Annotated in this window: 23 protein-coding genes; 18 read left to right on the forward strand and 5 right to left on the reverse strand. The window is 43.1% G+C overall.

The window, feature by feature from the left end; all coding sequences use genetic code 11:
• Window positions 1-138 precede the first annotated feature (138 nt).
• A complete protein-coding gene (locus B6A27_RS18640; RefSeq protein ID WP_161491039.1) occupies window positions 139-288 on the forward strand; it encodes a hypothetical protein in 150 nt (49 codons plus the stop codon).
• 41 nt (window positions 289-329) lie between these two features.
• Here the strand turns inward: B6A27_RS18640 and B6A27_RS09505 are convergent, their stop codons facing one another.
• Window positions 330-845 carry a VanZ family protein gene (locus B6A27_RS09505; RefSeq protein ID WP_063504914.1) on the reverse strand — a complete coding sequence of 172 codons (516 nt, stop codon included), beginning with the start codon at window positions 843-845 and terminating at the stop codon, window positions 330-332.
• Between the two features lie 560 nt (window positions 846-1,405).
• A complete protein-coding gene (gene ylbJ / locus B6A27_RS09510) occupies window positions 1,406-2,608 on the reverse strand; it encodes a sporulation integral membrane protein YlbJ (protein WP_080861937.1) in 1,203 nt (400 codons plus the stop codon).
• Between the two features lie 556 nt (window positions 2,609-3,164).
• On the opposite strand from ylbJ, the gene B6A27_RS19085 reads away from it, so the two are divergent.
• Window positions 3,165-3,254: a putative holin-like toxin gene (locus tag B6A27_RS19085; RefSeq protein WP_231734645.1), complete on the forward strand. Its 90-nt coding sequence runs from the start codon at window positions 3,165-3,167 to the stop codon at window positions 3,252-3,254.
• Between the two features lie 247 nt (window positions 3,255-3,501).
• Here the strand turns inward: B6A27_RS19085 and B6A27_RS09515 are convergent, their stop codons facing one another.
• A complete protein-coding gene (locus B6A27_RS09515; protein WP_080861940.1) occupies window positions 3,502-4,683 on the reverse strand; it encodes a GTP-binding protein in 1,182 nt (393 codons plus the stop codon).
• Window positions 4,684-5,089: 406 nt separating this feature from the next.
• Here B6A27_RS09515 and B6A27_RS09520 point away from each other — a divergent pair, with 406 nt between their 5' ends.
• From B6A27_RS09520 to B6A27_RS09535, 3 genes are all read left to right on the forward strand, one after another.
• Window positions 5,090-6,091, forward strand: coding sequence for a permease (locus B6A27_RS09520; protein ID WP_236631829.1), 1,002 nt, complete (start codon window positions 5,090-5,092; stop codon window positions 6,089-6,091).
• 14 nt (window positions 6,092-6,105) lie between these two features.
• Window positions 6,106-6,951 (forward strand): TIGR03943 family putative permease subunit, encoded by an 846-nt coding sequence (locus B6A27_RS09525; protein ID WP_080861946.1) that lies wholly within the window; start codon window positions 6,106-6,108, stop codon window positions 6,949-6,951.
• A gap of 915 nt (window positions 6,952-7,866) precedes the next feature.
• Window positions 7,867-8,310: a GNAT family N-acetyltransferase gene (locus B6A27_RS09535; protein WP_080861952.1), complete on the forward strand. Its 444-nt coding sequence runs from the start codon at window positions 7,867-7,869 to the stop codon at window positions 8,308-8,310.
• A 283-nt stretch (window positions 8,311-8,593) separates the two neighbouring features.
• On the opposite strand, the gene B6A27_RS09540 is transcribed toward B6A27_RS09535, so the two are convergent.
• Window positions 8,594-9,118 carry a DinB family protein gene (locus tag B6A27_RS09540; protein ID WP_080861957.1) on the reverse strand — a complete coding sequence of 175 codons (525 nt, stop codon included), beginning with the start codon at window positions 9,116-9,118 and terminating at the stop codon, window positions 8,594-8,596.
• Window positions 9,119-9,439: 321 nt separating this feature from the next.
• Between B6A27_RS09540 and B6A27_RS09545 the strand changes: the two genes are divergently transcribed.
• From B6A27_RS09545 to B6A27_RS09605, 13 genes are all read left to right on the forward strand, one after another.
• The gene (locus B6A27_RS09545; protein ID WP_044742146.1) at window positions 9,440-9,859 is read left to right on the forward strand and encodes a CoA-binding protein; all 420 of its coding nucleotides are present in this window, start codon (window positions 9,440-9,442) and stop codon (window positions 9,857-9,859) included.
• A 159-nt stretch (window positions 9,860-10,018) separates the two neighbouring features.
• Window positions 10,019-11,998 carry a DNA topoisomerase IV subunit B gene (parE, locus tag B6A27_RS09550; protein WP_080861960.1) on the forward strand — a complete coding sequence of 660 codons (1,980 nt, stop codon included), beginning with the start codon at window positions 10,019-10,021 and terminating at the stop codon, window positions 11,996-11,998.
• A complete protein-coding gene (gene parC, locus B6A27_RS09555) occupies window positions 11,995-14,424 on the forward strand; it encodes a DNA topoisomerase IV subunit A (RefSeq protein WP_080861962.1) in 2,430 nt (809 codons plus the stop codon). Before parE ends, parC begins: the two co-directional genes overlap by 4 nt.
• 61 nt (window positions 14,425-14,485) lie before the next feature.
• Window positions 14,486-14,854: a PilZ domain-containing protein gene (locus B6A27_RS09560; protein ID WP_080861965.1), complete on the forward strand. Its 369-nt coding sequence runs from the start codon at window positions 14,486-14,488 to the stop codon at window positions 14,852-14,854.
• A 343-nt stretch (window positions 14,855-15,197) separates the two neighbouring features.
• The gene (locus B6A27_RS09565) at window positions 15,198-15,698 is read left to right on the forward strand and encodes a PTS sugar transporter subunit IIA (protein WP_044742142.1); all 501 of its coding nucleotides are present in this window, start codon (window positions 15,198-15,200) and stop codon (window positions 15,696-15,698) included.
• A gap of 528 nt (window positions 15,699-16,226) precedes the next feature.
• On the forward strand, window positions 16,227-16,712 hold the full coding sequence (locus tag B6A27_RS09570) for a PTS sugar transporter subunit IIA (protein WP_080861967.1): 486 nt from the start codon (window positions 16,227-16,229) through the stop codon (window positions 16,710-16,712).
• Window positions 16,713-16,746: 34 nt separating this feature from the next.
• A complete protein-coding gene (gene treP / locus B6A27_RS09575) occupies window positions 16,747-18,162 on the forward strand; it encodes a PTS system trehalose-specific EIIBC component (RefSeq protein WP_066149284.1) in 1,416 nt (471 codons plus the stop codon).
• A 117-nt stretch (window positions 18,163-18,279) separates the two neighbouring features.
• Window positions 18,280-19,965 (forward strand): alpha,alpha-phosphotrehalase, encoded by a 1,686-nt coding sequence (treC, locus tag B6A27_RS09580; RefSeq protein ID WP_080861970.1) that lies wholly within the window; start codon window positions 18,280-18,282, stop codon window positions 19,963-19,965.
• A gap of 23 nt (window positions 19,966-19,988) precedes the next feature.
• Window positions 19,989-20,723, forward strand: a complete 735-nt coding sequence (gene treR, locus B6A27_RS09585) for a trehalose operon repressor (RefSeq protein WP_044742150.1) — start codon at window positions 19,989-19,991, stop codon at window positions 20,721-20,723.
• A gap of 122 nt (window positions 20,724-20,845) precedes the next feature.
• The gene (locus tag B6A27_RS09590; RefSeq protein ID WP_080861972.1) at window positions 20,846-22,255 is read left to right on the forward strand and encodes a Na+/H+ antiporter NhaC family protein; all 1,410 of its coding nucleotides are present in this window, start codon (window positions 20,846-20,848) and stop codon (window positions 22,253-22,255) included.
• Between the two features lie 277 nt (window positions 22,256-22,532).
• Entirely contained in the window at window positions 22,533-22,964 is a 432-nt protein-coding gene (locus B6A27_RS09595; RefSeq protein ID WP_080861975.1) for an acyl-CoA thioesterase, read from the forward strand.
• Window positions 22,965-23,058: 94 nt separating this feature from the next.
• On the forward strand, window positions 23,059-24,558 hold the full coding sequence (locus tag B6A27_RS09600; protein WP_080861977.1) for an aminotransferase class V-fold PLP-dependent enzyme: 1,500 nt from the start codon (window positions 23,059-23,061) through the stop codon (window positions 24,556-24,558).
• A gap of 137 nt (window positions 24,559-24,695) precedes the next feature.
• A complete protein-coding gene (locus B6A27_RS09605) occupies window positions 24,696-25,865 on the forward strand; it encodes an acyl-CoA dehydrogenase family protein (protein ID WP_080861978.1) in 1,170 nt (389 codons plus the stop codon).
• A gap of 160 nt (window positions 25,866-26,025) precedes the next feature.
• On the opposite strand, the gene speE is transcribed toward B6A27_RS09605, so the two are convergent.
• Window positions 26,026-26,895 carry a polyamine aminopropyltransferase gene (speE, locus tag B6A27_RS09610; protein WP_080861981.1) on the reverse strand — a complete coding sequence of 290 codons (870 nt, stop codon included), beginning with the start codon at window positions 26,893-26,895 and terminating at the stop codon, window positions 26,026-26,028.
• Between the last annotated feature and the right edge of the window lie 60 nt (window positions 26,896-26,955).

Raw genomic sequence — 26,955 nt, forward strand, 5'->3', positions numbered from 1 at the left:
GCCTAAGGCAGGGACAATAAAAAGTCAAAGGTAACTGGCTTTTTGTTGCCCCCATTTTTTTATTTTAAAAAGAGCATAAAAATTTGTCTTCTAGTAAAGTAAAGTTACGACAAGACTTGACAGAAAGGACGATTGTTTATGAGCAATCAAATGATTACTCCGGAAAAGGATCACACACAGCCTCTAGATGGAAAAGAAGAAAAACTCCTGCAAAACTTAGTATGTTTTTTTGATGAGGCTGAGCGAAGGCATGGGGATGGCCCAGCTGCCAAATCGTCTCAAAAATAGACAGGCGGCATTTATTACGCGGAAACTGACAGCTGAAAATGTTACACTTTTTCCTCTTTGCGGTGAGCTGTGGCCTGCTTAAGCCACATGTTTTTTGGGTGCCATATTGGCTGAATGAGTCGGCTTAAACTATAGCCAAGCATTCCGCCTAACGTATTTAAAATTAAATCATCGATGTCAAAGCTTCCTAATTCAAATAATAGCTGCATCACTTCGTATGTAAAGCTTAAACACAAGGTTGCAAGCATGGTAGCAGAAAAGCTGCGAAAGCGTGTCGACAGCAATGGAAGCATCCATCCGAAAGGAATAAAACCGATAATGTTTCCAGCTAAGTTTTCAATTTTAATGTTTAAATTGACATCGGCAAAGAATAAATAAAAAATAATGGTTTTCAGGGGAGTAAAGTTGCTTGAATGCCATTGGTTTTGAATGGCGCTGAAGTCGAAATGGTAGATCATTTCTTTCCAAGAGACATATTTAAATAAGACCATTTTCGTGAGAATAAATAAATAGAGACAAAATAGCCATACGAACATTTGATAAAAAAACTTTTTCATTCACTTGCGACTCCTAAAGTTCATCGTTTTATTTTTTTAGCGTTTGAACCGTGCTGATCACTTCCACCCATATGTTTATGTTTCAGCTGCTTCTGTGCTTGGAGCGCAACGGCATTGTACGCTTTATTACCATGTTAAATGATCATCGTTTTTATTTCAATCATTTCCCGAAATAGTTGGTGGTCAATCGCGGCAGCTGCTATAGAATGAGGAAGATGGAGATGAGGAAAACGTTTGTAGGCCTACCTCCCCGGCTGTCGTCGGAGATGAATACAGACAGATCATTTCGCTTTCATCTCGCGTCACTGGCCTCGCACGTCCGCTCACGGTCTTCTTTTAGCTTCGCCCGTTTTTATCTTGTCTAACCGTTTTCAAGCCCGTTCGATCGGGAAAATCAGCTGCTTAAAAAGGGGAGACAAAGCTCATTTTGCCCCTTGCCTACGATGAGCGATTCATGAAAAGTTTGTAGAGATCGGAAAAAATCCATTACTTTCTTTTCCAAAAGGTATTTGCAAAGAAAATCCCCTTGCAGATGGGGCGCAAGGAGATCGGCTGCTCACTTAGACATTTTTCATTCTTTTGATAAAAATGATGATATAAATCATTAGAGTAATAATGGTGAGCGCAGGACCTATATTCATTAAGGTTAAAAAGTTGCCGTAAAACCATCCTTCTTGAGCGAATAAGGAAACCGGCAAAGCATGGGCCGAGCTGTTGGCATGATAGACGGGTTCCCATAAAAGAAAAGTAAAAAATCCTGCTAAAAATCCGTGAATAATGCGAGAAATGAAAAAAGGCTTAAAGCTGATATCGCTTTGTGCTAAAAGGCTGGCGACTTGAGCTTGTACACTAAGACCGCTGAAAGCAAGAATAAAGCTTATAATAATGGCTTTATGCATTAAAGAGACTCCCTGGACTTGGCTTGTCATTTGCCCGCCTAACGTGATCTCAAATAAGCCGGATATAAGAGGGGTGCTCAATGCTTCTGGCAAATGGAACAAACGAAGCGCATATGCTACTAGTTCTCCTAAAAACTGGGTAATATGTAGACTCGATAGCAGCCTATTGATGACAGAAAACAAAATGATAAAACCGCCGATCATTAATAAAGTATGAACAGAAGAGATGACGGCATCCCCGAGCAGCTTGCCAATCGGTCTTTTTTCTTTCATACGTGTGGTATGCAAGGCGGAAAAGGCTCTGCGCAATAGTGCTTCGTCTCTGGCCTCCTTTGGATCTTGTGGCTGCTCCTTTCCGTAAAACCTCATCATAAGGCCAATACATATGTTTCCTAAATAATGCGATAAAATCAAGACGGCGCCAAGCTGTGCATTATGAAAAAACGAGATGGATACGGCACCGATGATAAAAAGTGGACTGGATGAATTTGTAAAACAGACCAACCTTTCTGCCTCCACTTTACTGAGTTGTTTTTCTTGCCGCAATAGTACAGTGAGTCTTGCGCCTGTCGGAAAGCCAGAAACCATTCCCATCGCCCATACAAATCCCCCGACGCCGGGAACCTTAAATAGGGGCTTCATGAGAGGTTCAAGTATAACACCGATAAATTTTACAACCCCAAAATTAATCAGCAATTCACAGATAATGAAAAAAGGCAGCAGCGAAGGAAAGACGGTCCCCCACCAGATTTTCAGTCCCTGCTTTGAAGCATTGACGGATTCCTGCGGGAAGGAGACGAGGGAGACGGCAATAAAAGTAGCTGCTAAGGCTAATACGATCGTTTTGAATCGGGAACGGGACACTTCTCAATCCTCCTCAAATGGATAAGCTAATGTTGCTGTTATAAAGTTTATTTGCGATGAGAGTAGATTAGAACTGATGGCACCGTGTTTGTCCGCTGCCATCAAACCTTGGTTAGAAAAGGGGCGTGGAAGTGACCGCCGCCGGCAAAAGGATAGAAATACTCTTTGACGTTCGATCAACTTTCACTATCGATGAAACGTAATCTTTGAAGATGTGATGTTTCGGCGGGGCAGACGCGTAAATGATGAACCGTTTGACAATCCCATCAATGGACCTGAAAGCGTTTTGACAAAAGCAAGTTCACATAGATGGGCCTTTGCCCGTCGGTTTTCAGAAATGATCGTTCCATCTAGAAACGGTATGGTATGATCGATAAGAAAACGTTTGAGGCAATCAAAAAAATAGGAAAAAGAGCAGAAGGAAAGGGAAGAGGAAAAATAGAATAAAAAACAAGAACATATATTCCTGTATTGATGAATCTATGCTATAATAAAGATGCACAGCTATATGCAGGGTGGGAGCGGCCTACTCCCTTAGAGAAGGGAGGTGCCGCTGATGATATCTGTGACCGATACACTGACGCTAATGATTGCTTTTGCATCATTAATGGTAGCTGTTATCGCTGTAGCGAGAGACAAAAAATAACCCACCCTGCTCGCCTTAAGTGAGGGTGGGTTACAACCGCCTGTTTTCGGCCGCTGCACGTCTTGCAGTCAGCTGTGTATTGAATGGACATTGGTTGCCGCCAATGTCCTATTTTTATTTTATGCTTTATACGTTTATTATACGCATAAAAGTGTCGGAATGACAAGGAATTTCTCTTTGTGCGAAGCCGCAGGTGAGACGGTTGGTGTTAAATCGTAAATATTACGATTTGAACTTTATTCATTTATCAGGAACCAACAAATGCAGGGAGGGGATCGAAAAATGTTTCCCAATTCTGGCTCATTTCCTGAGCGGTAAGTAAACATTGGTCTAACGAATCTTCTATTTCTTCTTGATTCATCTCGATGCCGATAAAGACGAGCTCAGTCATGCGGTCGCCATATGTTTGATCCCATTTTTCAAGAAGTTCAGGGTTCTCCATTAAAATTTGTTGGCGCTCAGCTTCAGGATAAGCAGCGACCCATTCGCCCGCTCCTTGGATCACGATCGATGTGCCCGCTTGTGATAGAAGGCCGCATACATCATTTCTTGACGCAAGCCAAAAAAAGCCCTTGGCGCGAATCACTTCAATTGGCCAATTCTCAAGCCATTTCATAAATCGTTCCGGATGAAAAGGTTGTCTTCTCCGATATACAAAAGAGGAGATGCCATATTCTTCGGTTTCTGGAGTATGCTCTTCATTCAACTCTTTGAGCCAGCCGGCCGCTTGGCTGGCACTTTCGAAATCGAATAAATGCGTGTTTAAAATTTCGTCTAACGCTACTTGGCCAAATGTCGTAGGGATGATTTTCGCTTCCGGATTCAGTTTTTTTAGCATATTTTCAAGCTCTTTTGCCTCTTCGGGATGAATTAAATCGATTTTATTAAGCAAAATGACATTAGCAAATTCGATTTGGTCGATTAACAAATCAGCTACTTCGCGTGTATCTGAATCATCGACAGCTTGCTTGCGATCGAGCAAGCTCTCTCCAGAAGAAAAATCATTCCAAAATCGGTTAGCGTCGACAACGGTGACCATCGTATCTAAACGACATTTTTTAGTGAGATCAATTCCTAAATTTTCATCTATGTAGGTAAAAGTTTGCGCTACCGGAATCGGCTCGCTGATTCCTGAAGATTCAATGACGATGTAATCAATTCCCCCTGCGTCTACTAATCTTTCTACTTCCTTCATTAAATCATCGCGCAATGTACAACAAATACAGCCGTTTTGAATTTGAACAAGCTTTTCTTCTGTTCGGGAGAATCCCCCTTGTTTAATCAATTCCGCATCGATATTCACTTCACTCATATCATTCACAATAACGGCAATTTTTTTGTTTTCACGATTATGCAAAATATGATTGAGCAAGGTGGTTTTTCCAGAGCCTAAATAACCGCTTAATACAGTAACTGGCACTTTTTTCATGATAAGTAACTCCTCTCTTTAGTAAATCGTAATTATTACGTTTTAACAACGTCAATCATACAAGAAAATAAGAAAAATAGCAACTACGAGAATGAAAGGGAGGTATAGATATCGTTCATTCTATCTTTGAGCTGCCATGATCGGATAGATTTTTCAAGATAAGTTCATCGCTTTCATCGTTTTTTATTATAGAGAGATACGATGAGAAAATTACACTTATAGCTAACCGATTCAAATTTTCCAACGGTCGCCCGACTAGCGAAATCAGATCATCTGCGCACTTGGCGACAAATGTTGACGGAGCAATTGATATTTCATAGTCATATTTTTGTGGACAATCTATGTATATATGTTAATAGGAAAAATTACGATTTGTTAAGAAGAAATGAGAGCATGAATGGAGGAAATGAATGTGAAAAAGGCGATGTCTCATGCAATCAATGATGGACTAGCGTTTGTTCTTTTATTGTTATTTTTATATTTATTCTTTTTTTATGGAATGGGGAATATGAATTTTACATTGCCGAAAGAGTGGGCGATTGTCCATACTATGTTTTTAAGCATCGTTTTAGAAGCGATTCCGTTTATTTTAGTAGGCGTCTTTGTATCCGCTTTGATTCAAACCTTTATTTCAGAGGATACGCTGCGGCGTTGGCTTCCGAAAAACCCGTATGTGGCCATTGTATCTGCCGCCTTTTTCGGAATCATTTTTCCCGTTTGTGAGTGTGCGATTATTCCAATTGTAAGAAGGCTGATTAAAAAAGGAATGCCGCCAGCAGTTGGCATGACATTTTTGATGAGTGCGCCCATCATCAATCCGATTGTTTTCCTCTCGACCTACTATGCGTTTCAGCAAAAAAGCGAAATCGCTTTTGCTCGCGTGGGCCTTGCTTTTTGCGTTTCTGTGTTGGTAGGCTTGCTTTTATACCGCTTTTTTCAACATAAGACTCCGCTCAAACCAACAGCCTCTTCCTCGCACGAACATATTCATTCTACAAATAAATGGAAAGAAACGTTGCATCATGCCAGCGAAGAATTTTTTGACACGGGAAAATATTTAATCATTGGCGCGTTTTTAGCCAGTTTATTGCAAACGTTTCTTAATCGGAACGAATTGCTGCAAATTGGAGCCAATGAACTCATCTCTCCTGTTGTGATGATGGGTTTTGCTTATTTGCTCTCGCTTTGCTCGGAGGCCGACGCTTTTGTGGCTGCTTCGTTTAGTCACACCTTTTCTACAGGCGCGATTTTAGCGTTTCTTATTTATGGAGCCATGCTTGATTTGAAAAATACCTTGCTGCTGCTTGCTTATTTTCGAACACGGTTTGTCATTGCGTTTATTCTCGTGTTGACATGTGTTGTTTATTTGGTTGTTTGGCTCTATCAAACAATCTTTATCCATGGATGAGGAGGTGAAGGAAGTTGAATAATCAGCTTTTTTTGCGGGGAGTTCTGCTCGTGGGCTTTGCGTTAGTCATGTTTAAATTAATCGTAACAGGGCAAATCCAGCAATTTATTGCACCAAAGATGTTTCCTTTCCTTTATTTTGCGATGGGCGTACTGTTTATTCTTGGCATTTTTCAAATTTGGCGAAGTGATCATCACGATCATGCGGTTGGTTGTGAATGTGGCCATCATAAGGATAAGCATCCTCTAAAGACGTGGATGATTTATCTTTTATTCATTGTGCCCATCATCACAGGTTTAATGTTTTCAAGTCAAGTATTGGACAGCTCGGTCGCTGCCAAGCGCGGTGTGCAAATGGGTGGGGGGCAGAAGCAAAGCGATCCATCAGCGAATGCTCAAACGCAATCCTTAACCGAATCAGCACAGACCGAACAGCAGCCAGCCGAAAAAAGCATTGACAAACAGCAGCTCGCTAAGAAGTTAAAATCTGCGAAAAAGATAGAGTTTACGAATGAAAACTATTTAGCCACTCTGGAAATCATTCATCATCATGTTCAAGAGTTTATTGGGAAAGAGATTCAACTTACCGGATTTGTCTATCGCGAACCTGATTTTCCAAAAGGGGAAGCAGTCATTGCGCGATTTGCTGTTACTTGCTGTGTTGCCGATGCTTCCGTTTATGGAATGCTATCAAACGGAGAACAGCTAAAAGAGCTCAAGCCGGATGAATGGGTAGAAGTAAAAGGAGTCATCGGCCAAACAACGTATGAAGGAAATATCCTTCCTTGTATCAACATCAAAACAGTGAAAAAAGTTCAACAGCCTGATGAGCCTTATGTTTATGACCGCACTCCTTACTGATATCCATTTTAAAGACACCGTGAGCGCGAATAACAGCAAAACAAAAGCGATGGCGTTCATCACCCGCTCCGTTAGACTCGAGGTAATCAGCGCGCCGCCCGCTAATGTGCCAACAAAGGAGGCTGCTCCTCCGATGGCGATCAGAGCGAAAAAAAGTGTGCCCAACATGATCCCTTCTTAATCTGTTAATCTAAAAAATGGATCCAACGAACACCATGGGTATATTTTCTATACTACCATTTATTTCTGGATCGTTGCATAGATCATATGACACAATATATGGAAAGCGAAAGAGGAAATGTTCTATTTCCCCGGCAAGCGCAAATTGCGACAAAAAAGCAGGAGAATCGGGGCGATGCTGCGAATTTTGTAAAGGGAAGATAGAGGAAAAAGTTTGATTCTCTCTGTTTTCTGGAATTTAGTAAAATAACAAGCAGATAAAAACAACGGTTATATGCTTATAGGGCTTTTTGGACAGTTTCTTATGATAATGAATGTAATACATCATGTAGTTAAGAATAGAAAATTGTTTCTATATGTTTCTATTTCTACAACTTGAGAAGCCAACACGGGTTTCTATGTGAGCGAGTAACGATTCATCTAGCAAGAGAACAATAAAACGAATCGGTTTTATCATCTGTTACTGAAGCAAAACTTATGTAGCAAGAAAGGGGAGGAACGGGGTGATTCTGGAAACACCACGATTGATATGGAGACCATTTACCGATAGCGATCTGTTCGCTTTACATAGCATTTTTTTTGATCAAGACATGATGAAGTTTTATTCGGCCCCTTTTACTATGGAGCAAACCCAAGATTGGATTTAACGAAATTAAAAAAGGTATCATAAGCGCTGCTTTTATTGAATGTGAAAATTTGGATGTTCGCTCTCTATCAAAGAAAGGAGACATGTAAATGGAAGAAATTGTGGCGCCAATGACATTTGAACATTTACAGGAATGTATCGAACTGTATATAAGAGTGTTTCATCGTGAGCCTTGGAATGAGAATTGGACGTATGAGGCGGCCCGAGAGCGGCTCACCGATTTATTGCATACGCCTAAGTTTACCGGATTTGTATGCAAACAGCGTGAAGCGATCCTTGGTTTTATCGCTGGCCACAGCAAAGCGAGCGATCAGGGGATGGCGTTTTATCTGGCGGAGTTGTGCATCGATCAGAAAGCCCAAGGGAAAGGATATGGCTCTCAACTGCTGCAAGTTCTTGAGGAGGAACTACAGAAGCAACACGTCAAAAGCATCTATTTGTTAACATCCGCTTACGGAGCGGCGGCAGCGTTTTATCGAAAAAACGGCTACACCGTCCGCGCTGACCGGATCGTGATGAAAAAGAGCCTTTGACCGCTTTTGCGGCTGCCTGTTGCTTTTCGCCGAGCGTCAGGGTATTGTGAATTCAGCTGCTTGCAGATACAAACGGCTGGAGTGAATCCGTATGATAGAGGAGATAGCCAGATGATGTCTCAAAATGACAGCATAGCATAAATATAGTACATCCATGAGATCATTAGCTGGCGCGAAATGAAAACAAGCATCGATTTTTGTGATCCGACAACACGCTTCTGCGGCGAAAAGCAGAGCCGTAACAAAACGAATCTTTGATTTTATTTCAGCTAAGCGCGGCTTGCTATTTTTTTAAGATGCCTAAATATTCGATCCAAGGTCCGACATCTTCCTTGTATCTTTTGGCCATCACTCTGACAATTTGGGCGATGTGGGTCAAATCATGGACAGCCCAAGTAGACAGCAGTTCTCTCAGCTTTACAGGACCAAAAGCTGGATGAATCCCGGTCCATTCAAAATCGGTTTCTGGGCCGATGAGATGGTTTAGCTTGGCGAGATTTTGTTCACGCAACTCTTGAAATAAACGCAGCTTTTCTTCGATGGTCTCTCCTGAGTGTTCTTTTAAATGGCTGAATCGGTCGAAAACGGGAAAGGTTTTATCTCCGTGTTCTTGAAGAATGATTTCAAGCCTTGGAATCCAATTCGTTTTCTCAGCTTCTATCAGATGCTCGATAACTTCTGTCGCATTCCATGTGCCTTCTCCCTCGCAGCATTGTAACCATCCAGCGGATAATCCGGATAGAAAATTCTCCAATGTTTTCGGCGTGCGCTGCAGTAATTCAATGGCTTCTTGTAACTGAAAGTTCATAGAAATAGCCCCTTTCATCATTTATTAATAACTTACCATAATCAGCGGATGATGCAAATAGAATGACCGAAGACTTGACGAATAGCAGAACGGATACGCAACAAAATGTTATGAAAACAGAAAACGATGGAATGGATGATAGGCTTATATCGAGTTTTTGCGGCTGAATCCCTTGAGAATATTTTTTTCGTTCGCCGGCGACAATGGATGATAGAAGTTCCGATGAAAAGAGGCCAAAAGAAAAATGTCCGAGCTAGCAGGATTCCTTTGACCAATGCCGAAATTAGTACACACAAGACACGAGACGAAAGGGGAACACATATGCCAATCGTGAATCCAAGCCGCGAAGAAATCGGCGATATGTTGCAAAAAGCAAAGCGCATTGCTGTTGTAGGTCTGTCCAATAATCCAGAACGCACGTCATATATGATCGCTCAAGCGATGAAAGAAGCAGGATATGAGATTATTCCTGTCAATCCAACCATTGATGAATGGGAAGGGATTCCGGCTGTTAAATCATTAAAGGACATTGACGGGCATGTGGATATTGTGAACGTGTTTCGCCGTTCAGAGCATTTGCCGGAAATTGCCCGTGAATTTGCACAAATCGATGCCGATGTGTTTTGGGGGCAGCTGGGTGTAGCCAATGAGGAAGCCTATGAATTTCTCAAAGAAAAAGGATATACAGTTGTGATGGATCGCTGCATTAAAGTAGAACATGCTTTAACGAAAAAGAATTGAATGGAATCAAAACGGCCATCTTTAGTTGTGAAAGATGGTCATTTCCATTTTCGACAAAAATTTTGCGTGTTCGGCTGAAAGCGGTAAAATAGGCATAGACGTTTTGCAAATTTATGCTACAATAAAACAGAAACAAACGTTCTTGTTTTTGAAAGGGGTATGTTCGTGACAAATCAGCAACGATATGAATATAACGATGATGCGATCCAAGTGCTTGAAGGGCTTGAAGCGGTGAGAAAACGTCCGGGAATGTATATCGGCAGCACCGACAGCCGCGGCCTGCATCATCTTGTATATGAAATTGTCGATAACTCCGTTGATGAAGCGTTGGCGGGGTACGGAAACTATATTCTCGTCAAAATACATAAAGATAATAGCATCACGGTGCTTGACGAAGGCCGGGGAATGCCGACGGGCATGCATAAGCTTGGCAAGCCGACTCCGGAAGTGATTTTAACCGTCTTGCATGCAGGCGGCAAATTCGGACAAGGCGGGTATAAAACAAGTGGCGGTTTGCATGGAGTCGGGGCCTCGGTCGTCAACGCTTTATCGGAGTGGCTTGTTGTCACGATTCATCGCGATGGATTTATCTATCGGCAGCGGTTTGAAAACGGTGGAACGCCCGTGACGACATTGGAGAAAATCGGAACGACATCGAAAACGGGGACGATGATCCAATTTAAGCCGGACTCCAGCATCTTTAGCACGACGTCGTTCAATTATGAAACACTCAGCGAACGGCTAAGAGAATCGGCCTTTTTATTAAAAGGGCTGAAAATTGAACTAGTCGATGAGCGGACCGGCGCAAAAGAGAAATTTCATTATGAAAACGGAATTGAAGCGTTTGTTGCTTATCTCAACGAGGAAAAGGATGCTCTGCATCCAGTCGTGTATTTTGAAGGGCAGCAAACTGGCATCGAGGTGGAGTTTGCGTTTCAATTTAATGACGGCTACTCGGAGAACGTGCTTTCATTTGTTAATAACGTCCGCACAAAGGATGGCGGAACGCATGAAGCGGGCGCCAAAACAGCCATGACCCGCGTGTTTAATGAATACGCTCGCAAAACCGGCTTATTAAAAGAAAAAGATAAAAATCTAGAAGGTTCCGATATTCGCGAGGGACTTTCAGCGATTGTTTCTGTAAGAATCCCAGAGCATTTATTGCAGTTTGAAGGCCAGACAAAGGGGAAGCTTGGAACGAGTGAGGCTCGTTCAGCCGTCGATGCGATCGTCGCCGAGCATTTAACTTATTTTTTACAGGAAAATCCGGATATCAGTGCGATGCTCGTCAAAAAAGCGATAAAGGCTTACCAAGCGCGAGAAGCAGCGCGCAAGGCACGCGAGGAAGCGCGAAGCGGAAAAAAGAAAAAAGGAAAAGAAGCGGTATTAAGCGGCAAGCTGACGCCGGCCCAGTCGCGCAATCCGAACAAAAATGAGCTGTATTTAGTCGAAGGGGATTCGGCAGGCGGCTCCGCGAAGCAAGGGCGAGATCGCCGCTTCCAAGCTGTGCTGCCTCTCAGGGGGAAGGTCATTAACACAGAAAAAGCGAAGCTGGCTGATATTTTTAAAAATGAAGAAATCAACACGATCATTCACGCGATCGGCGGCGGCGTGGGAGCCGATTTTTCCTTGGCTGATATCAACTACGATAAGGTGATTATTATGACCGATGCCGACACCGACGGCGCCCATATTCAAGTGCTGCTTCTTACATTTTTCTACCGCTATATGCGGCCGCTAATTGAAGCAGGCAAGGTGTATATCGCGCTTCCGCCGCTCTATAAAATTAGCAAAGGAGCGGGAAGAAAAGAAATCATAGAATATGCTTGGACGGATGAGCAATTAAAAGAAGCGGTGAAAAAATTCGGCAAAGGCTACACGATTCAACGCTATAAAGGTCTTGGCGAAATGAACGCTGACCAGCTATGGGAAACGACGATGAATCCAGAAACGCGTACGCTGATTCGCGTGCGAATTGATGATGCTGCCAGAGCGGAGCGGCGCGTCACAACGCTGATGGGAGATAAAGTCGAACCGCGGCGCAAATGGATTGAAGCGAATGTCCAATTTGGCTTAGAAGAAGATCTGAACATTTTAGATAACGAACATGTCGTAGCAGCAGAGGAGGGAGTCAGATGAAGGAACGGTTATTGGATTTGCCATTGGAGGATGTGTTGGGCGACCGCTTTGGACGATACAGTAAATATATTATTCAGGAGCGCGCGCTGCCTGATGCTCGCGATGGACTTAAGCCGGTGCAGCGCCGCATCTTGTATGCTATGTATGTCGACGGCAATACAGCGGATAAGGGCTTCCGCAAAGCGGCGAAGACGGTCGGCAACGTGATTGGCAACTTCCATCCACATGGGGATTCGTCTGTTTATGAAGCAATGGTACGAATGAGTCAAGATTGGAAGCTGCGCAACATTTTGATTGAAATGCACGGAAATAACGGCAGCATCGACGGGGACCCTCCGGCAGCGATGCGTTATACGGAAGCACGCCTCTCTGCGATTGCCGTAGAGTTGCTGCGAGATATTGAAAAACAAACGGTAGAGTTTGTCCCTAACTTTGACGACACAAGCGAGGAACCGGTCGTTCTGCCGGCGATGTTTCCGAATTTATTAGTGAACGGTTCGACCGGAATCTCGGCAGGATATGCTACTGAAATTCCTCCCCATCATTTAGGAGAAGTGATTGATGCTGTCATTATGCGAATTGATAAGCCAAATTGTACAGTGGATGAGATCATGACCGTTCTTCACGGTCCGGATTTTCCGACGGGAGGAATCATTCAAGGAAGAGAAGGAATCAAAAAAGCGTATGAAACCGGAAAAGGAAAAATTATGATCCGGGGAACAGCAACGATTGAAGCTGCAAAGGGCGGCAAGCAGCAAATTATCATTACAGAGCTGCCTTATGAAGTAAACAAGGCCAATTTAGTCAAAAAAATGGATGAGCTCCGTTTTGACCGAAAGCTTGATGGAATTGCCGATGTTCGTGACGAAACGGACCGCACGGGCCTTCGCATTGTCGTTGAATTAAAGAAAGAGGCAGATGCGGAAGGAATTTTAAACTATTTATATAAAAATACGGATTTACAGGTGCCGTATAATTTTAATATGGTTGCCATTCATAACCGTCGTCCGAAGTTGCTGAGCTTGCTTGAGCTGCTGGATGCCTACATTGAGCATCAAAAGGAAGTGGTTACCAATCGTTCGCGATATGAGCTGAAAAAAGCCCATGATCGCCAGCACATCGTCGAAGGATTGATGAAAGCATTATCCATTTTGGATGAGATCATCGCGACAATCCGGGCTTCGAAGGATAAGCGGGAGGCAAAAGACCGGTTAATGGCTCAATACGCGTTCACGGAAGCTCAGGCAGAAGCAATTGTGTCCCTTCAGCTTTATCGTTTGACTAACACCGATATTACGGCCCTAAAGCAAGAGGCGGAAGAGCTGGAGAAAAAAATCAGCGAGCTAAGCGCGATTTTGGCCAGTGAAAAAAAACTGTTGTCCGTCATTAAAGCGGAATTAAGAAAATTAAAAAAGACATATGCTGATGAACGAAGAACCGCCATTCAAGAGGAAATTGAAGAAATTAAAATTAATTTGGAAGTTATGATTCCGGCGGAAGATGTCATCGTTACTGTCACAAAAGAAGGATATGTGAAACGAACGAGCCTTCGCTCATATACAGCCTCTAATGGACAGGATTTTGGCATGAAGGAATCCGATCGGCTGCTGGCGCAGTTTGAGATGAATACAACGGATGTGCTGCTTTTGTTTACACGACAGGGAAGTTATATATATTGTCCTGTTCATGAGCTGCCGGATATTCGTTGGAAGGAGCTTGGTCAGCATATTTCCCATATGGTCCCGCTTGATCGGGAGGACGAGCTGGTCGCAGCGGTTTCCGTTCAGGATTTTGAGCAGCCGCATGATTTGATGTTTGTCACCAAGCAAGGGATGGTCAAACGAACGCCGATCCAACAATATAAAGTGCAGCGTTATGGCCGACCGTTAGTTGCGTTGAATTTAAAAGAGCATGATGAGGTTGTCCATGTTTACATGACGGACGGACATCAAGATCTTTTTCTTGTGACTCACCAAGGATATGGGCTATGGTTTAGCGAAGAGGAAGTGAATCCGGTCGGTGTCCGAGCGGCAGGGGTGAAGGGCATTCAATTAAAAGAAAACGACTTTGTTGTCGCAGCACAGCCTATTTTTTCACCGGAGCAAGCCAAAATTGTCATCGCTACGCAACGGGGAGCAGTGAAAAAGATGGGGCTTGGCGAATTTGAAAAATCTTCGCGCGCTAAGCGGGGATTGGTGATGATTCGTGAATTAAAAACGAACCCTCACCGAATTGCGGCGGCGGCCATAGTGGAAAGCGACCCAAGCCAAATGGTGGTGCGGACGGAAAAAGGAGAAATAGAAGTGATTGATCTGTCGCAGCTGAAGCTGGTTGATCGATATAATAGCGGGAAATTTGTCGTGGATCATGAAGAAGCAGGAGATGTTAAAGAAATGTGGCTCACCGATTTCCATCACGGAAGCTGACAGATAGCTAGAAATGGACATGGAATCGATAGACGAAGGATGAGCGGGAGGGGGAACGACGATGCGATTTAAGCGAAACGAAGCCTTTCGCTATCAATTCGGACAGCCGCTTTTGGGCACATTCCGCATCGCTTATATTGATGGAAAAGAGATGGACAGCGAAAAAGGAGCTGTTGAAATTTACGATATCAGTCCAAAGGGGATGAAGATCCGCACGGTATTTGACATTCCTCCGCGCCCGCGGGATGTCTGTATTCAAGTGACATTTATACTTAACGATGTCGAATTCAATTTATTAGGAATCATCGTGTGGCAAAAGAGGGACTTTAGAGGTTACTTTTATGGATTGCAGCTGCACCTGTCACATGAACAGGAGGAAATCATGATTCGCGAACTTAAGCGATATGTGACACTTCGCCAGAGCGATTAGCAATCAATAGGCGTGTGCCCCCATCCTCATGTTAGGAGGGGGGATTTTAATGTCAAGGATAAGGCAGACTGTCCAACTTTTTGGCGAAAATAAAAAATAGAAAGGCTCTTAGAAAGCCCGCGAGACATCGTGCCGCAACATGGGCCAATCGCTTTATTAGTGTGTACACGGCTTTATCATCATCAACAGCAAGTCTTTTTGTGGCTTGCTTTTTTTGTTTTTTCGTTTTTCGTTCCGAATAAAAATAGGATTGACTGCCTTGTATATACAGGTTAAAATGATGCCTAAAGAAAGTGCATGTATATACATGTTCATTTTTATATGAATGAAAGGGTGAACCATAATGATACCTTGGCAAGAGGAAGAGATTATTTTCGCACCATTGAATGGTCGGATTATACCGCTGGAAGAGGTACCGAATCCCACGTTTTCGCATAAATTTTTAGGAGACGGCATCGCGATTATGCCAAACGATGGACAAGTCGTTGCTCCAGTGGATGGCAGAGTGGCTAATATTTTTCGTTCCAAACATGCCATTGGAATTTTATCGAACAAAGGAGTAGAGATTTTGATTCATGTAGGGCTGGAGACGGTGCTGTTGAACGGAGAAGGTTTCACCGTCCATGTTAAAAGGGGAGAAATGGTGAAAAGAGGGGATTTGCTGCTATCATTTCATTTAAAAACGATCAAAAAAAGAGCGGCTAGCCTTCTAACGCCAGTTATTATCACCAATCATGAGCAGGCAGAGATTACGAAAATTGCTTCACGGCCAACATGCGTCGCAGGACAAAGCGCGCTGCTGCGGGTAATGGTCACAAGAACATGCCTGTTTCGTGTGAAATAAATAAAGAGGGATTTTTGTTGCTTGTTCAGTCTGAATATTTGAACTTTTATAAAAAATATATAGATGTAGGTTGAGTTTCTTGGATCCCCCTCACTAAATCGCTCTATTCTATCGATTTTGTTATTCGAACGATGTGAGAATGAGAGAGTACATAAACGTCTCTTTAAAGATGAAACGAATGATCTCTGGATATGGGCGGTTGGAAAAGGTTCAATGATTTGCTTTTTTATCATGTATGCATGATAAAGACTTGAATCATATTCTTTTTTCTGCTCCTGTAAGGGCTTTAAGAAGAAGCGATTGGTTATTCAACCGTCCGGCCGCCGAAAATGAATCCGGACTTGATGTCTATAAGCACCTTTATCTTAAAAAATACTCTATGTCTTGCGCAGATGAATCATATCGTGAAAAGAGAACGAACATGATGATATACAGGCGATTTTTTTATTGACGAACTTGTATATACAGATTAAAATAAAAACATCTTGTATATACAAGTTTTGAAAGCGGTTAAAAGGAGAGTTCATGATGTTAAAAAAATGGTTTCGCAAAAAAGAAGAAACGCTCGTAGCGCCTTTAACTGGAAAAATAGTCGAGATCGAACAAGTTCCTGACCCAACGTTTTCCCAAAAGCTTATGGGGGATGGAGTAGCGATTGATCCTGCAGAGGGGATTGTCGTTTCGCCGGTTAATGGGGAAGTGATTCAATTTTTCCATACAAAGCATGCGATTGGCATTCGTTCAGATGCAGGGTTGGAGCTATTAATCCACGTTGGCTTAGACACCGTCATGATGAATGGGGAAGGGTTTGTTGGACATGTGAAAGTCGGCGACAAAGTCAAGGCAGGCGACCGCTTATTGACGTTTGACCTGGAGTTGGTTAAGGAAAAGGCGGCAAGCACGATCACACCGATTGTCATTACCAATATGGATGCTATTCAATCACTTGAAAAGAAGCCGCTTGAAAACGTGCAGGCAGGAACGGATTCGTTATTATTTGTCGTAGCAAAGTAGCATTTATTTTGTAAACGGTTACGGAGGGATCATCATGAGCATCAGCAAACAATCAGTCGAAAAGATTGTAGAGTCTGTTGGAGGAAAAGAGAATATTGTGGCGGCAACACATTGTGTCACCCGCTTAAGATTTGCATTAAAGGATGAGAGCAAAGTAGATAAAGAGACTTTAGAAAGTATTGATCTCGTCAAAGGTTCCTTTTCGGCAAACGGCCAGTTTCAAGTCGTAATTGGACAAGGGCTCGTTGATAAAGTGTACAACGAAATGGTGGAGTTGACGGGTATTGGCCGCGCGACAAAGCAAGAGATTAAAGATGCAGCGGAAGCGAAGCTAAATCCGCTTCAGCGCGCGATTAAAACATTAGCGGATATCTTTATTCCAATTTTGCCGGCGATTGTAACAGCAGGTTTATTAATGGGGATTAATAACATTCTAACAGGCCAAGGGATTTTTTACGAAAATAAATCGTTTGTGGAAGTGCATAAAGAGTGGGCCGATTTTGCTAGCATCATTAACTTAATTGCCAACACGGCGTTCGTCTTTCTGCCAGGTTTAATCGGCTGGTCAGCGGTAACGAAATTTGGCGGCAGTCCATTGCTTGGTATTGTGCTTGGCTTAATGCTCGTTCATCCAGATTTGTTAAACGCATGGGGATGGGGAGCAGCGAAAGAAGAAGGGAAAATTCCTGTATGGAATCTGTTTGGATTGGATGTTCAAAAGGTAGGATACCAAGGGCAAGTATTGCCTGTGTTAGTGGCATCGTACGTGCTGGCAAAAACAGAACTGTTTTTGCGCAAACGAATTCCTGATGCGTTTCAATTGCTGCTAGTTGCCCCGCTTTCGTTGCTTTTTACCGGATTTTTAGCGTTTATCGCGATCGGGCCGATTACATTTGCCATCGGCAACGGAATTACGAGTGTATTTGTTTCCGTGTTTCATAATGTTCCCGCGATTGGCGGGCTTCTATATGGAGCGTTATATGCCCCTCTTGTGGTCACGGGGATGCATCATACGTTCTTGCCGGTTGATTTGCAGCTGATCACCAACACGGGCGGAACATTTTTATGGCCGATTCTTGCTCTTTCGAATATCGCTCAAGGTTCAGCAGCGTTAGCGATGATGTTTTTAGCAAAAGATGAGAAACTGAAAGGGTTATCATTCACATCTGCTGTTTCAGCTTATTTAGGAATCACGGAACCGGCCATGTTTGGAGTGAATTTACGCTTCCGTTATCCATTTATTTCAGCGATGATTGGAGCCGCGGTTGGCGGAATGTTCATCACGCTCAATAAAGTGATCGCAGCTTCCATCGGCGTGGGCGGTCTTCCTGGTTTCTTATCAATCGTTCCGCAAAAATGGGCGCCGTTTTTCATTGGAATGGCGATCGCGATTGTGCTGCCATTTGTTCTAACGTTTGTGTTGGGAAAAATTCACAAAGACTATAATTAATAGAACTGTGTTCTAAATAATCAATATAAATAACTAAAGATTCATACCATTGGTGAATGACCGCCAATGGTATCGTTTTTCCCGATAGTCGCAAAATTATAAACGAGGTGATATTCATTGAAGCAACCATGGTGGAAAAAATCCGTTGTTTATCAAATTTATCCGAAGAGCTTTAAAGATACGACGGGAAATGGAATAGGAGATTTGCAAGGGATTATCGAAAAATTAGACTATTTAAAGACATTAGGGATTGACGTCATTTGGCTGACGCCTATTTATGCTTCGCCACAGCGAGATAATGGCTATGATATTAGTGATTATTTTAGTGTCCATCAAGATTATGGAACAATGGCAGACTTCGAGCGTCTGCTTGCTGAAGCTCATCAACGCGGTATCAAAGTGATTATGGATATGGTCGTCAACCACACCTCAACCGATCATGAGTGGTTTCAGCAGGCGCGTTCGTCAAAAGAAAACCGCTACCGTCATTTTTATATTTGGAAGGATCCTAAACCAGACGGCAGCCCTCCAACAAACTGGACGTCCAAATTTGGCGGATCGGCTTGGGAGTATGATGAGAAAACGGGGCAATATTATCTGCACTTGTTTGACGTCACTCAGGCGGACTTGAATTGGGAAAATGAAGAACTGCGTAAAACGATTTATGAAATGATGCATTTTTGGTTTCAAAAGGGCGTCGACGGTTTTCGCTTGGATGTCATTAATTTGATTTCGAAAGATCAACGTTTTCTCGATGATGATGAATCCTTGCCGTTGGGGGACGGCCGCCGATTTTATACAGACGGTCCGCGCATTCATGAGTTTTTGCAGGAAATGAATCGGGAAGTGTTTGCAAAATATGATATTATGACGGTGGGGGAGATGTCATCGACCACCATTGATCATTGTATTCAATATACCAATCCAGCGCGAAACGAATTGAATATGACATTTAACTTTCACCATTTAAAGGTAGACTACCCAAATGGTGAGAAATGGGCGGCGGCTCCATTCGATTTTCTGGCTTTAAAACAAATTTTATCTACTTGGCAGGTGGAAATGAATAAAGGAGGAGGCTGGAATGCCCTCTTCTGGTGTAATCATGACCAGCCGAGAATCGTGTCGCGCTATGGTGATGATCAAGTCTATCATAAAGAATCAGCGAAGATGCTGGCGACCGTTATTCATATGATGCAAGGAACCCCTTACATCTATCAAGGTGAAGAAATCGGCATGACCAACCCGAAGTTCGAGAGAATTGAAGAATACCGCGATGTGGAAACCTTAAATATGTATAAAATTTTACTGGAGCAAGGAAAAACAGAAGCAGAAGTACTTGAAATTTTAAAATGCAAATCGCGGGATAATTCACGGACACCGATGCAATGGGACGATAGTCCGCATGCGGGATTTACAACTGGAACTCCTTGGATTTCTGTCGCACCGAATTTTAAAGAAATTAATGTAAAAAATGCATTAGAGGATCCGACATCGATTTTCTATCATTACAAGCGTTTGATTGAATTGCGAAAAAACTATGAGATTATTACAACAGGAAACTATCAGTTATTGCTAGAGGATCATCCGCGAATTTTTGCTTATGCGCGCAATGGAGATGGCGAAAAGCTGCTGGTAGTAGCCAACTTTTTTGGCGGCCAAGCGACCTTTATTTTGCCAGACGAGTTAGATATAAGCGGATATACAAGCCGCATCTTGCTTTCCAACTATAATGACTCCTCTGAGCATGTACAAGAAATTATGTTGCGTCCATATGAGGCGATTGTGTATCATTTAACAAAATGATACAATACAATTCGGTGATGACCATGAAGGAAAATAAATTTTTAGCGATTTACAACGATCTTTTGCTTCAGATTCGCAAAGGCGCTTTTCAACCGAACGAAAAGCTGCCTTCTGAAAATGAACTGTCCCAGCAATATCGAACATCGCGCGAAACCATTCGCAAAGCGCTCAATCTTTTGTCAGAGCATGGCTATATTCAAAAAATAAAAGGAAAGGGTTCCATCGTATTAGATGTCGGGAAATATGACTTTCCTGTCTCTGGACTTGTCAGCTTTAAGGAATTGGCGCAAAAAATGAACAAGCCGGCAAGAACGATCGTACATGAACTGGAACTGATTGAGCCTGATGAATATATTAAACGGCAATTGGAAACCGAAAATAAGGAAAAAGTATGGAAAGTGATTCGTGCTCGGGAAATTGAAGGAGAGAAAATTATTTTAGACAAGGACTTTCTTTGCCAAAAATTTGTTCCAATATTGACTCGCGACATTTGTGAAAATTCAATTTATGAATATGTGGAAAACGAACTAAAGCTTCGCATTAGCTTTGCCAAAAAAGAAATGTTTGTTGACCGAGTGACAGCTGAGGATCAAAAATATTTGGATTTAAACGGCTATGAACATGTAGTCGTTGTGAAAAATTTTGTCTACTTAGAAGATGCGAGCTTATTTCAGTTTACTGAGTCAAGACATCGACTCGATAAATTTCGGTTTGTTGATTTTGCCCGGCGTACTCATCACCCGCACCTGCTTCCATAAGCACGTGCGGTTTTTTTCGGTAATACAATTTAATAAAACTATGTGCTAAATAATCAATAAATGGAGTAATAGTTTAAAGCATTTATGGCTATCCTTCTAACATAAGGATGGTGAATATCAAATTGGAAGGAACATGGGTTTCATTATTGCCGTTTCTCATTGTCATCCCGCTTGCTATTTGGCTTCGAGAAATTCTGCCGGGACTCGTTGCCGGTTTGTTGATCGGAGCATTTTTTCTAGAACAACATTTCCTTTTAGCGATTGAGCAAGCCGTTCAGACAACGCTGCAGGCCGCAACGGAAATGAGTCATATCCAGGTGCTTGCTTTTCTTTATTTATTTGGCGCCTTAGTCGGAATGATGCAGATTACCGGCGGAATGAAAGGATTTGTGCAATGGATCAGCAAAAAAATCCATTCTCGGCGCCGCTTGCTATGGTTTATTTGGCTTACCATTCCCTTTACGTTTTTTACACCGATGTTTCGTATCATGCTGATCGGTCCTGTTATGAAATCGTTGCTCGACAAGTTTCATATCGATAAACGAAAAATGGCGTATATGATTGATGTCTCGACGGAGCCTATCATTGTGTTGCTTCCAGCGGCAACGGCTTTTGTCGGTTTTATGACATCGGTTGTAGATGGGGCGCTCAAGCAAAACCAAATGGAAGAAAATGCGTTTTCTCTCTTTCTTGCGAGCTTGCCTTATAATTTTTTTGCCATTATTGCGCTATTGATCGGAGTGGTGACTACTTTTAAAAATATCGGCATCGGCCAAGAAGAAAAGGAAAAAGGAGACGAACAGAATTATTTCCATCGTCTCGGTCTGAAAAAAGAGCTCGCTTTAGTAGTGGGAGAGCCGCTGCACTTATTTTTTCCGCTTCTCCTTGTCCTTTCCTTCACGCTTTTTTTCTTTTGGTATGATGGCACAAAGCGGGGAGCTGACAACCTGATCGCCGCCTTTACCGCAGCGGACGCAACATTTGTGATGGTGGTGTCACTATTTGTGACCATTATTGTGACCATGTTATTTTATTTATTCCGCCGCCAAAAGCTGGATGAATTAATTTATCATCTTTTTGAGGGGGGAAATGAGCTAATGGCTCCGATCGGTATGCTTATTCTTGTATGGGCCCTGTCTGCCACGGCGGAGCAGTTGGGCTTTTCGCACTATATTGCTTCCACTTTTGGCGGAATACTGCCAAAAGAAATGGTTCCGGCGATGATGTTCGCGCTTGGTTCGTTTATTTCTTATTTTATCGGCACATCTTGGGGAACATGGGGTCTGTTTATGCCGCTCGGTGTCACACTGGCCGCAGCGACGGGCGCTTCGCTTCCGATGACCGTAGGTGCTGTATTTGCTAGCGGCACATTCGGCGCTTTTGCTTCACCGCTGGGCGATACAACGATAACAACTTCTTCCATTATGGATTTGGATTTAATGGAATATGCCAAATATAAATTAAAAATTTCGCTTGTGTGTGGTGTTCTTTCATTACTCAGCTATTTGGCCGCCGCTTGGTTTTTGCCCTGATTAGCAGAATCAATCGCTCCATAAATAGATAGGAAAAGACGATTTTATTTTATAAAAATGCTTTCTATTTACTGATCTATTGTTCAAAAATGAAAACAAAAGATCCATTCCCTTATGCTTCGGGGAATATAAAAGCTATCAGCTTATCCCTATATTCTTAAACGATGTTCTAAATAATCAAAAAATATTTTCAAACAATAATTGCCAAAGACAAAAATTTCCGCTATGATGAAGGAAAGCATATGGATAAGCCTTTATAGGGGAAAGGGGGAGAAAAATGGCTACGCATATTACTCATATCACCGTTCGTTTTGGAGAAACAGATGCGCTTGGCCATGTCAACAATACGAATTATTTTGTATATTTAGAGGAAGCGAGAATTCGCTTATTTGAGCAGCTCGGCTTTGGCTCTGCCGATCCTCACGAATGGAAGTTTATCGTCGCCTCTGCTAAATGCGATTTTATCAACCAAGCGTATTTTGGCCAAACGCTCAAGGTGGAAACGAATGTATCCAAAATCGGAAATAAAAGTTTTACGCTTGTTCATCGCATTGTAGATGCGAGCAATCAAACATTAATTGCGCTTGGAGAGGTAGTCGGTGTTTATTTTAATTTTGCGACGCAAAAAAGCGAGCTAATTCCAGAGGATTTGCGCAGCCAGCTCGAACAATATAGCGTGTCTGATATCGAAAACCACTTGAAATCATAACAAGCTGCCTATTATTAGGCAGCTTGTTTTTATGAACCCCTTTTTCTGTTTATACATACTGTATCATAAACGCAACGGAAGGGGGAGTATGCTTATGGAAATTAAGGCAGTGATCGGCAGTCAACGGTTTACTTCCCACGGAGAATTAGAAACTTACTTTCAGCCATTTCGTCAAGCGACGATCGGAGCGGAGTTTTCCTTTGCCACTCCATTTGGTCAGCAGAGAATGATTTATGCCGATTGGACAGCAAGCGGCCGCTTATATGCGCCAATCGAACGTAAAATCATGGAGGAAATAGGCCCATATGTCGCCAATACCCATACAGAGTCGAATATTACAGGCACTAAAATGACCTTAGCATACCAGTACGCAAAAGATGTGATGAAAAGACATGTCAATGCGGGTCCCCATGATGTCCTTTTATTAGAAGGAGCAGGAACGACAAGCGCCGTGAACAAGCTTCAGCGCCTTCTCGGCTTGCGTATACCGGAGCGGTTTCGTCCCTATATCGAATTGCCCAAAAGTAAAGTACCTGTTATTTTTGTTACCCATATGGAGCATCACTCCAATTTGTTGTCGTGGATGGAGACAATTGGCGAAGTCATCACGATTCGCCCGACCGCCACAGGAGAGGTAGATGTCCATCATTTGCAAGCGCTATTACACCAATATAAGGACCGTTCTTTAAAAATTGGCGCTTTCACTGCATGCTCCAATGTGACCGGGCTGCAAACCCCTTATTACACCCTTGCCAAAATGATGCATGAGCATGGCGGGCTTTGCTTTGTTGATTTTGCCGCTTCAGCTCCATATGTCTCGATCAATATGCATCCCGATGATCCGCTGCAAAAATTAGACGCCATTTACTTTTCGCCCCATAAGTTTTTAGGCGGGCCCGGAAGCGCGGGGATATTAGTTTTTGATGGGCGCTTATATCAAAATCGCATTCCAGATCATCCGGGAGGAGGAACGGTGCTATGGACGAATCCATGGGGAGAATATCAATATGTGACAAATATTGAAGAGCGAGAGGATGGAGGCACCCCGCCGTTTTTGCAAGCGATTCGAGCGGCGCTAGCCATCAAATTGAAGGAAAAAATGGGGATAGAGGCAATCAGAAAAAGAGAACAGGAGTTAATAAGACTGCTTTTGCCTTCATTAAAAAGCATTCCTAGCGTGCATGTGCTGGAAGGAGAGCGGGAGGATCGGCTCGGGATCATTTCCTTTATTATCGAAGACTTGCATTATAATTTAGTTGTTAAACTTCTTAATGATTATTTCGGCATACAAGCACGTGGAGGCTGTTCATGTGCTGGGCCGTATGGCCATTATTTGCTTGGGATCGATCAAAAACAATCTGCAAGCATGGTCAAAAGCATAGAGGAAGGAAATTTGTTAGCCAAACCAGGATGGGTGCGCATCTCCTTGCATCCCATTATGACGAATCATGATATGTATCAAATCATTCGTGCGATTCGCTACATTGTACAGCATAAGGAAAGCTTGAAAACGGCATATGAATATGATGAAGCAAAAAATGAATTTTATCATCGTGAAGACGATCGTCATGTCCGCCATCTTTTTACTTTTTAGATGGATCGATTCTACAACTTGAAGCTGGAATGAATAGAACTCTAGGCACATGTTAATGGCATATGGTTTCCATTCCGATTGGAGAACAGGTACAATAAAACATAGAAACCTATATTATTTAAGAAGGAGAAACCGAGATGAATCATCTATACCATTTATTTCTCCGCACCGAACGGGAACAAATGCTGTACGAACAGGCGCGGCAGCTATCCGAGCAGTTTCGGACGCGCGCAGCTTGGCATGATGAGCAGGCGGCGTTTCCCTTTGATAATTTTGCTGAGTTAAAAGAAGCTGGATTGCTTGCACTGACGGTACCGAAAAAATATGGCGGAGAAGGTAGTTCATTATACGAGTTTTTACTAGTACAAGAAATGCTGGCCCAAGGCGATGGGGCTACAGCATTGTCGCTTGGCTGGCACTTAGGCATTGTCATGAGTTTAGCTGAAGAAGATAGGTGGCCGCCATCGATCTTTGCTCGACTTTGTCAGGAAATTGTTGAAAAAAAGGTGTTGCTGAACAGTGCCCACTCAGAAGCGGCAACAGGAAGTCCGGCACGTGGCGGAAAACCGGAGACAACGGCTGAAAGACGAAAAGACGGCTGGCGGATTTCGGGACGGAAGACATTTACATCGCTGGCTCCTGCGCTCGATTATTTTATTGTCTCAGCCACCATCAAAGAGACGGGGGAAGTCGGTCATTTTCTCATTCCTAAGACGGCGTGTGGTCTTAAAATCGAAGAAACATGGAACACCCTTGGAATGCGGGGGACCAGAAGCGACGACTTAATTTTAGATCGTGTCGAGGTTGAAGAAGAAGCGCTTGTCGAGATTCTTCGTACACCGAAAACAAAAGCGAAAGCGCAAGCGCAAGGCTGGCTACTTCATATCCCGGCATGCTATTTAGGAATTGCGATAGCAGCTCGCAACGACGCCGTTGATTTTGCAAAAGCATACAAGCCTAATAGCCTTCCTCATCCGATTGCTGAAGTGCCGGAAGTGCAGCGGAAAATCGCTGAAATCGACCTTGAACTAATGACAGCGCGTCATTTTATGTATGCGGTCGCTGATAGGTGGGATCGCGATCCGGCCAAACGACCGGAGATGAAAGAGGAGCTGGCGGCTGTGAAATATGTGGCTACGAATGCGGCCGTTCGTATAGTCGATTGGTCGATGCGCATTGTCGGCGCTCAAAGCTTATTTGCAACGAATTCCTTACAGCGTTATTACCGCGATGTCCGTGCCGGCCTGCATAACCCGCCGGCTGATGATATCACCCTTTCCATGCTGGCAATACGTGCGCTGAAATAACGTTCGTAGGAAAAAGAAGAGAAATAGAAAAAACATGCTTGCTGCGGTACGGACACAGCAGAAAAACTAGCTTGCTACTAGTCAGAGAATAGTATAAAGACCGAGGTAACAAAACAAAAGCCGCCTTCCTAAAATAGTAGGAAGGCGGCTTCTATTAAAATTAAAGTGCTTTTCGCATAAACTCAGGAAGTTGAAAGCATTGCTTTAGCACCGCTTCGTTTACATATTTTGTATCAGTTGGCAGCGCGGCGCTTTCCGGAAGTGAAAGCGGAATGTTAGAGCCGATCGTAAAGCTCCATAGTCCGCCTGGATAGGTTGGCACTGTCGCTGTATACACAGCAGCGTGCGGAAATAACTGACGAATATTGGTGTGTGTTTGTTTTAAGATGTCTAAGTGGAAAATAGGTGATTGGCTTTGACAAACCATCAGCCCATCGTCTTTAAGAGCTTGACGGATGCTAGCGTAGAAATCGCGGGAAAATAGCGCCTCAGCCGGTCCTACTGGATCAGATGAATCAACGATAATGACATCATATTCTTTCGTACGCTCTTTGACAAACGCAACTCCGTCCGTATAAATAAAGCGGACGCGCGGATCAGAAAGGTTTCCGGAAACAGCCGGCAGATGCTCCTTGCAGGACTGCACGACGACTTCATCAATTTCTACCATATCAATTTGCTCAAGCTGCTGATATTTGGCCGCTTCTTTTGCAGCGCCGCAGTCGCCGCCGCCGATAATCAGCACTTTTTTAGCAGCTGGATGAAGCTGTAGCGGAATATGGGAAATCATTTCATTGTAAATATGTCCGTCAATCGATGTCGTTTGTACAACACCATCAAGCACAAGCATTCGCCCAAAATCGTATGAGTCCAAAATCATGACGTGCTGAAAAGCCGATTGCTGAGAAAAAATCACTTCTTTTATGCGATAGCTGATTTTTAAATTTTCGCGATCATCCTCCGTAAGCCACAGCTCTTCATTTTCGACTTTTAAATAAGGCGGTAGTGAATCGTGTAGATGTTTCTTCATTGCAACCTCCTTCAAGCATATTCCGTTTTTTTCACACCTTTCTAATAGTAATACATTTTG

It is taken from the genome of Anoxybacillus sp. UARK-01, assembly GCF_002075365.1.
GTDB classification, from domain to species: domain Bacteria; phylum Bacillota; class Bacilli; order Bacillales; family Anoxybacillaceae; genus Anoxybacteroides; species Anoxybacteroides rupiense.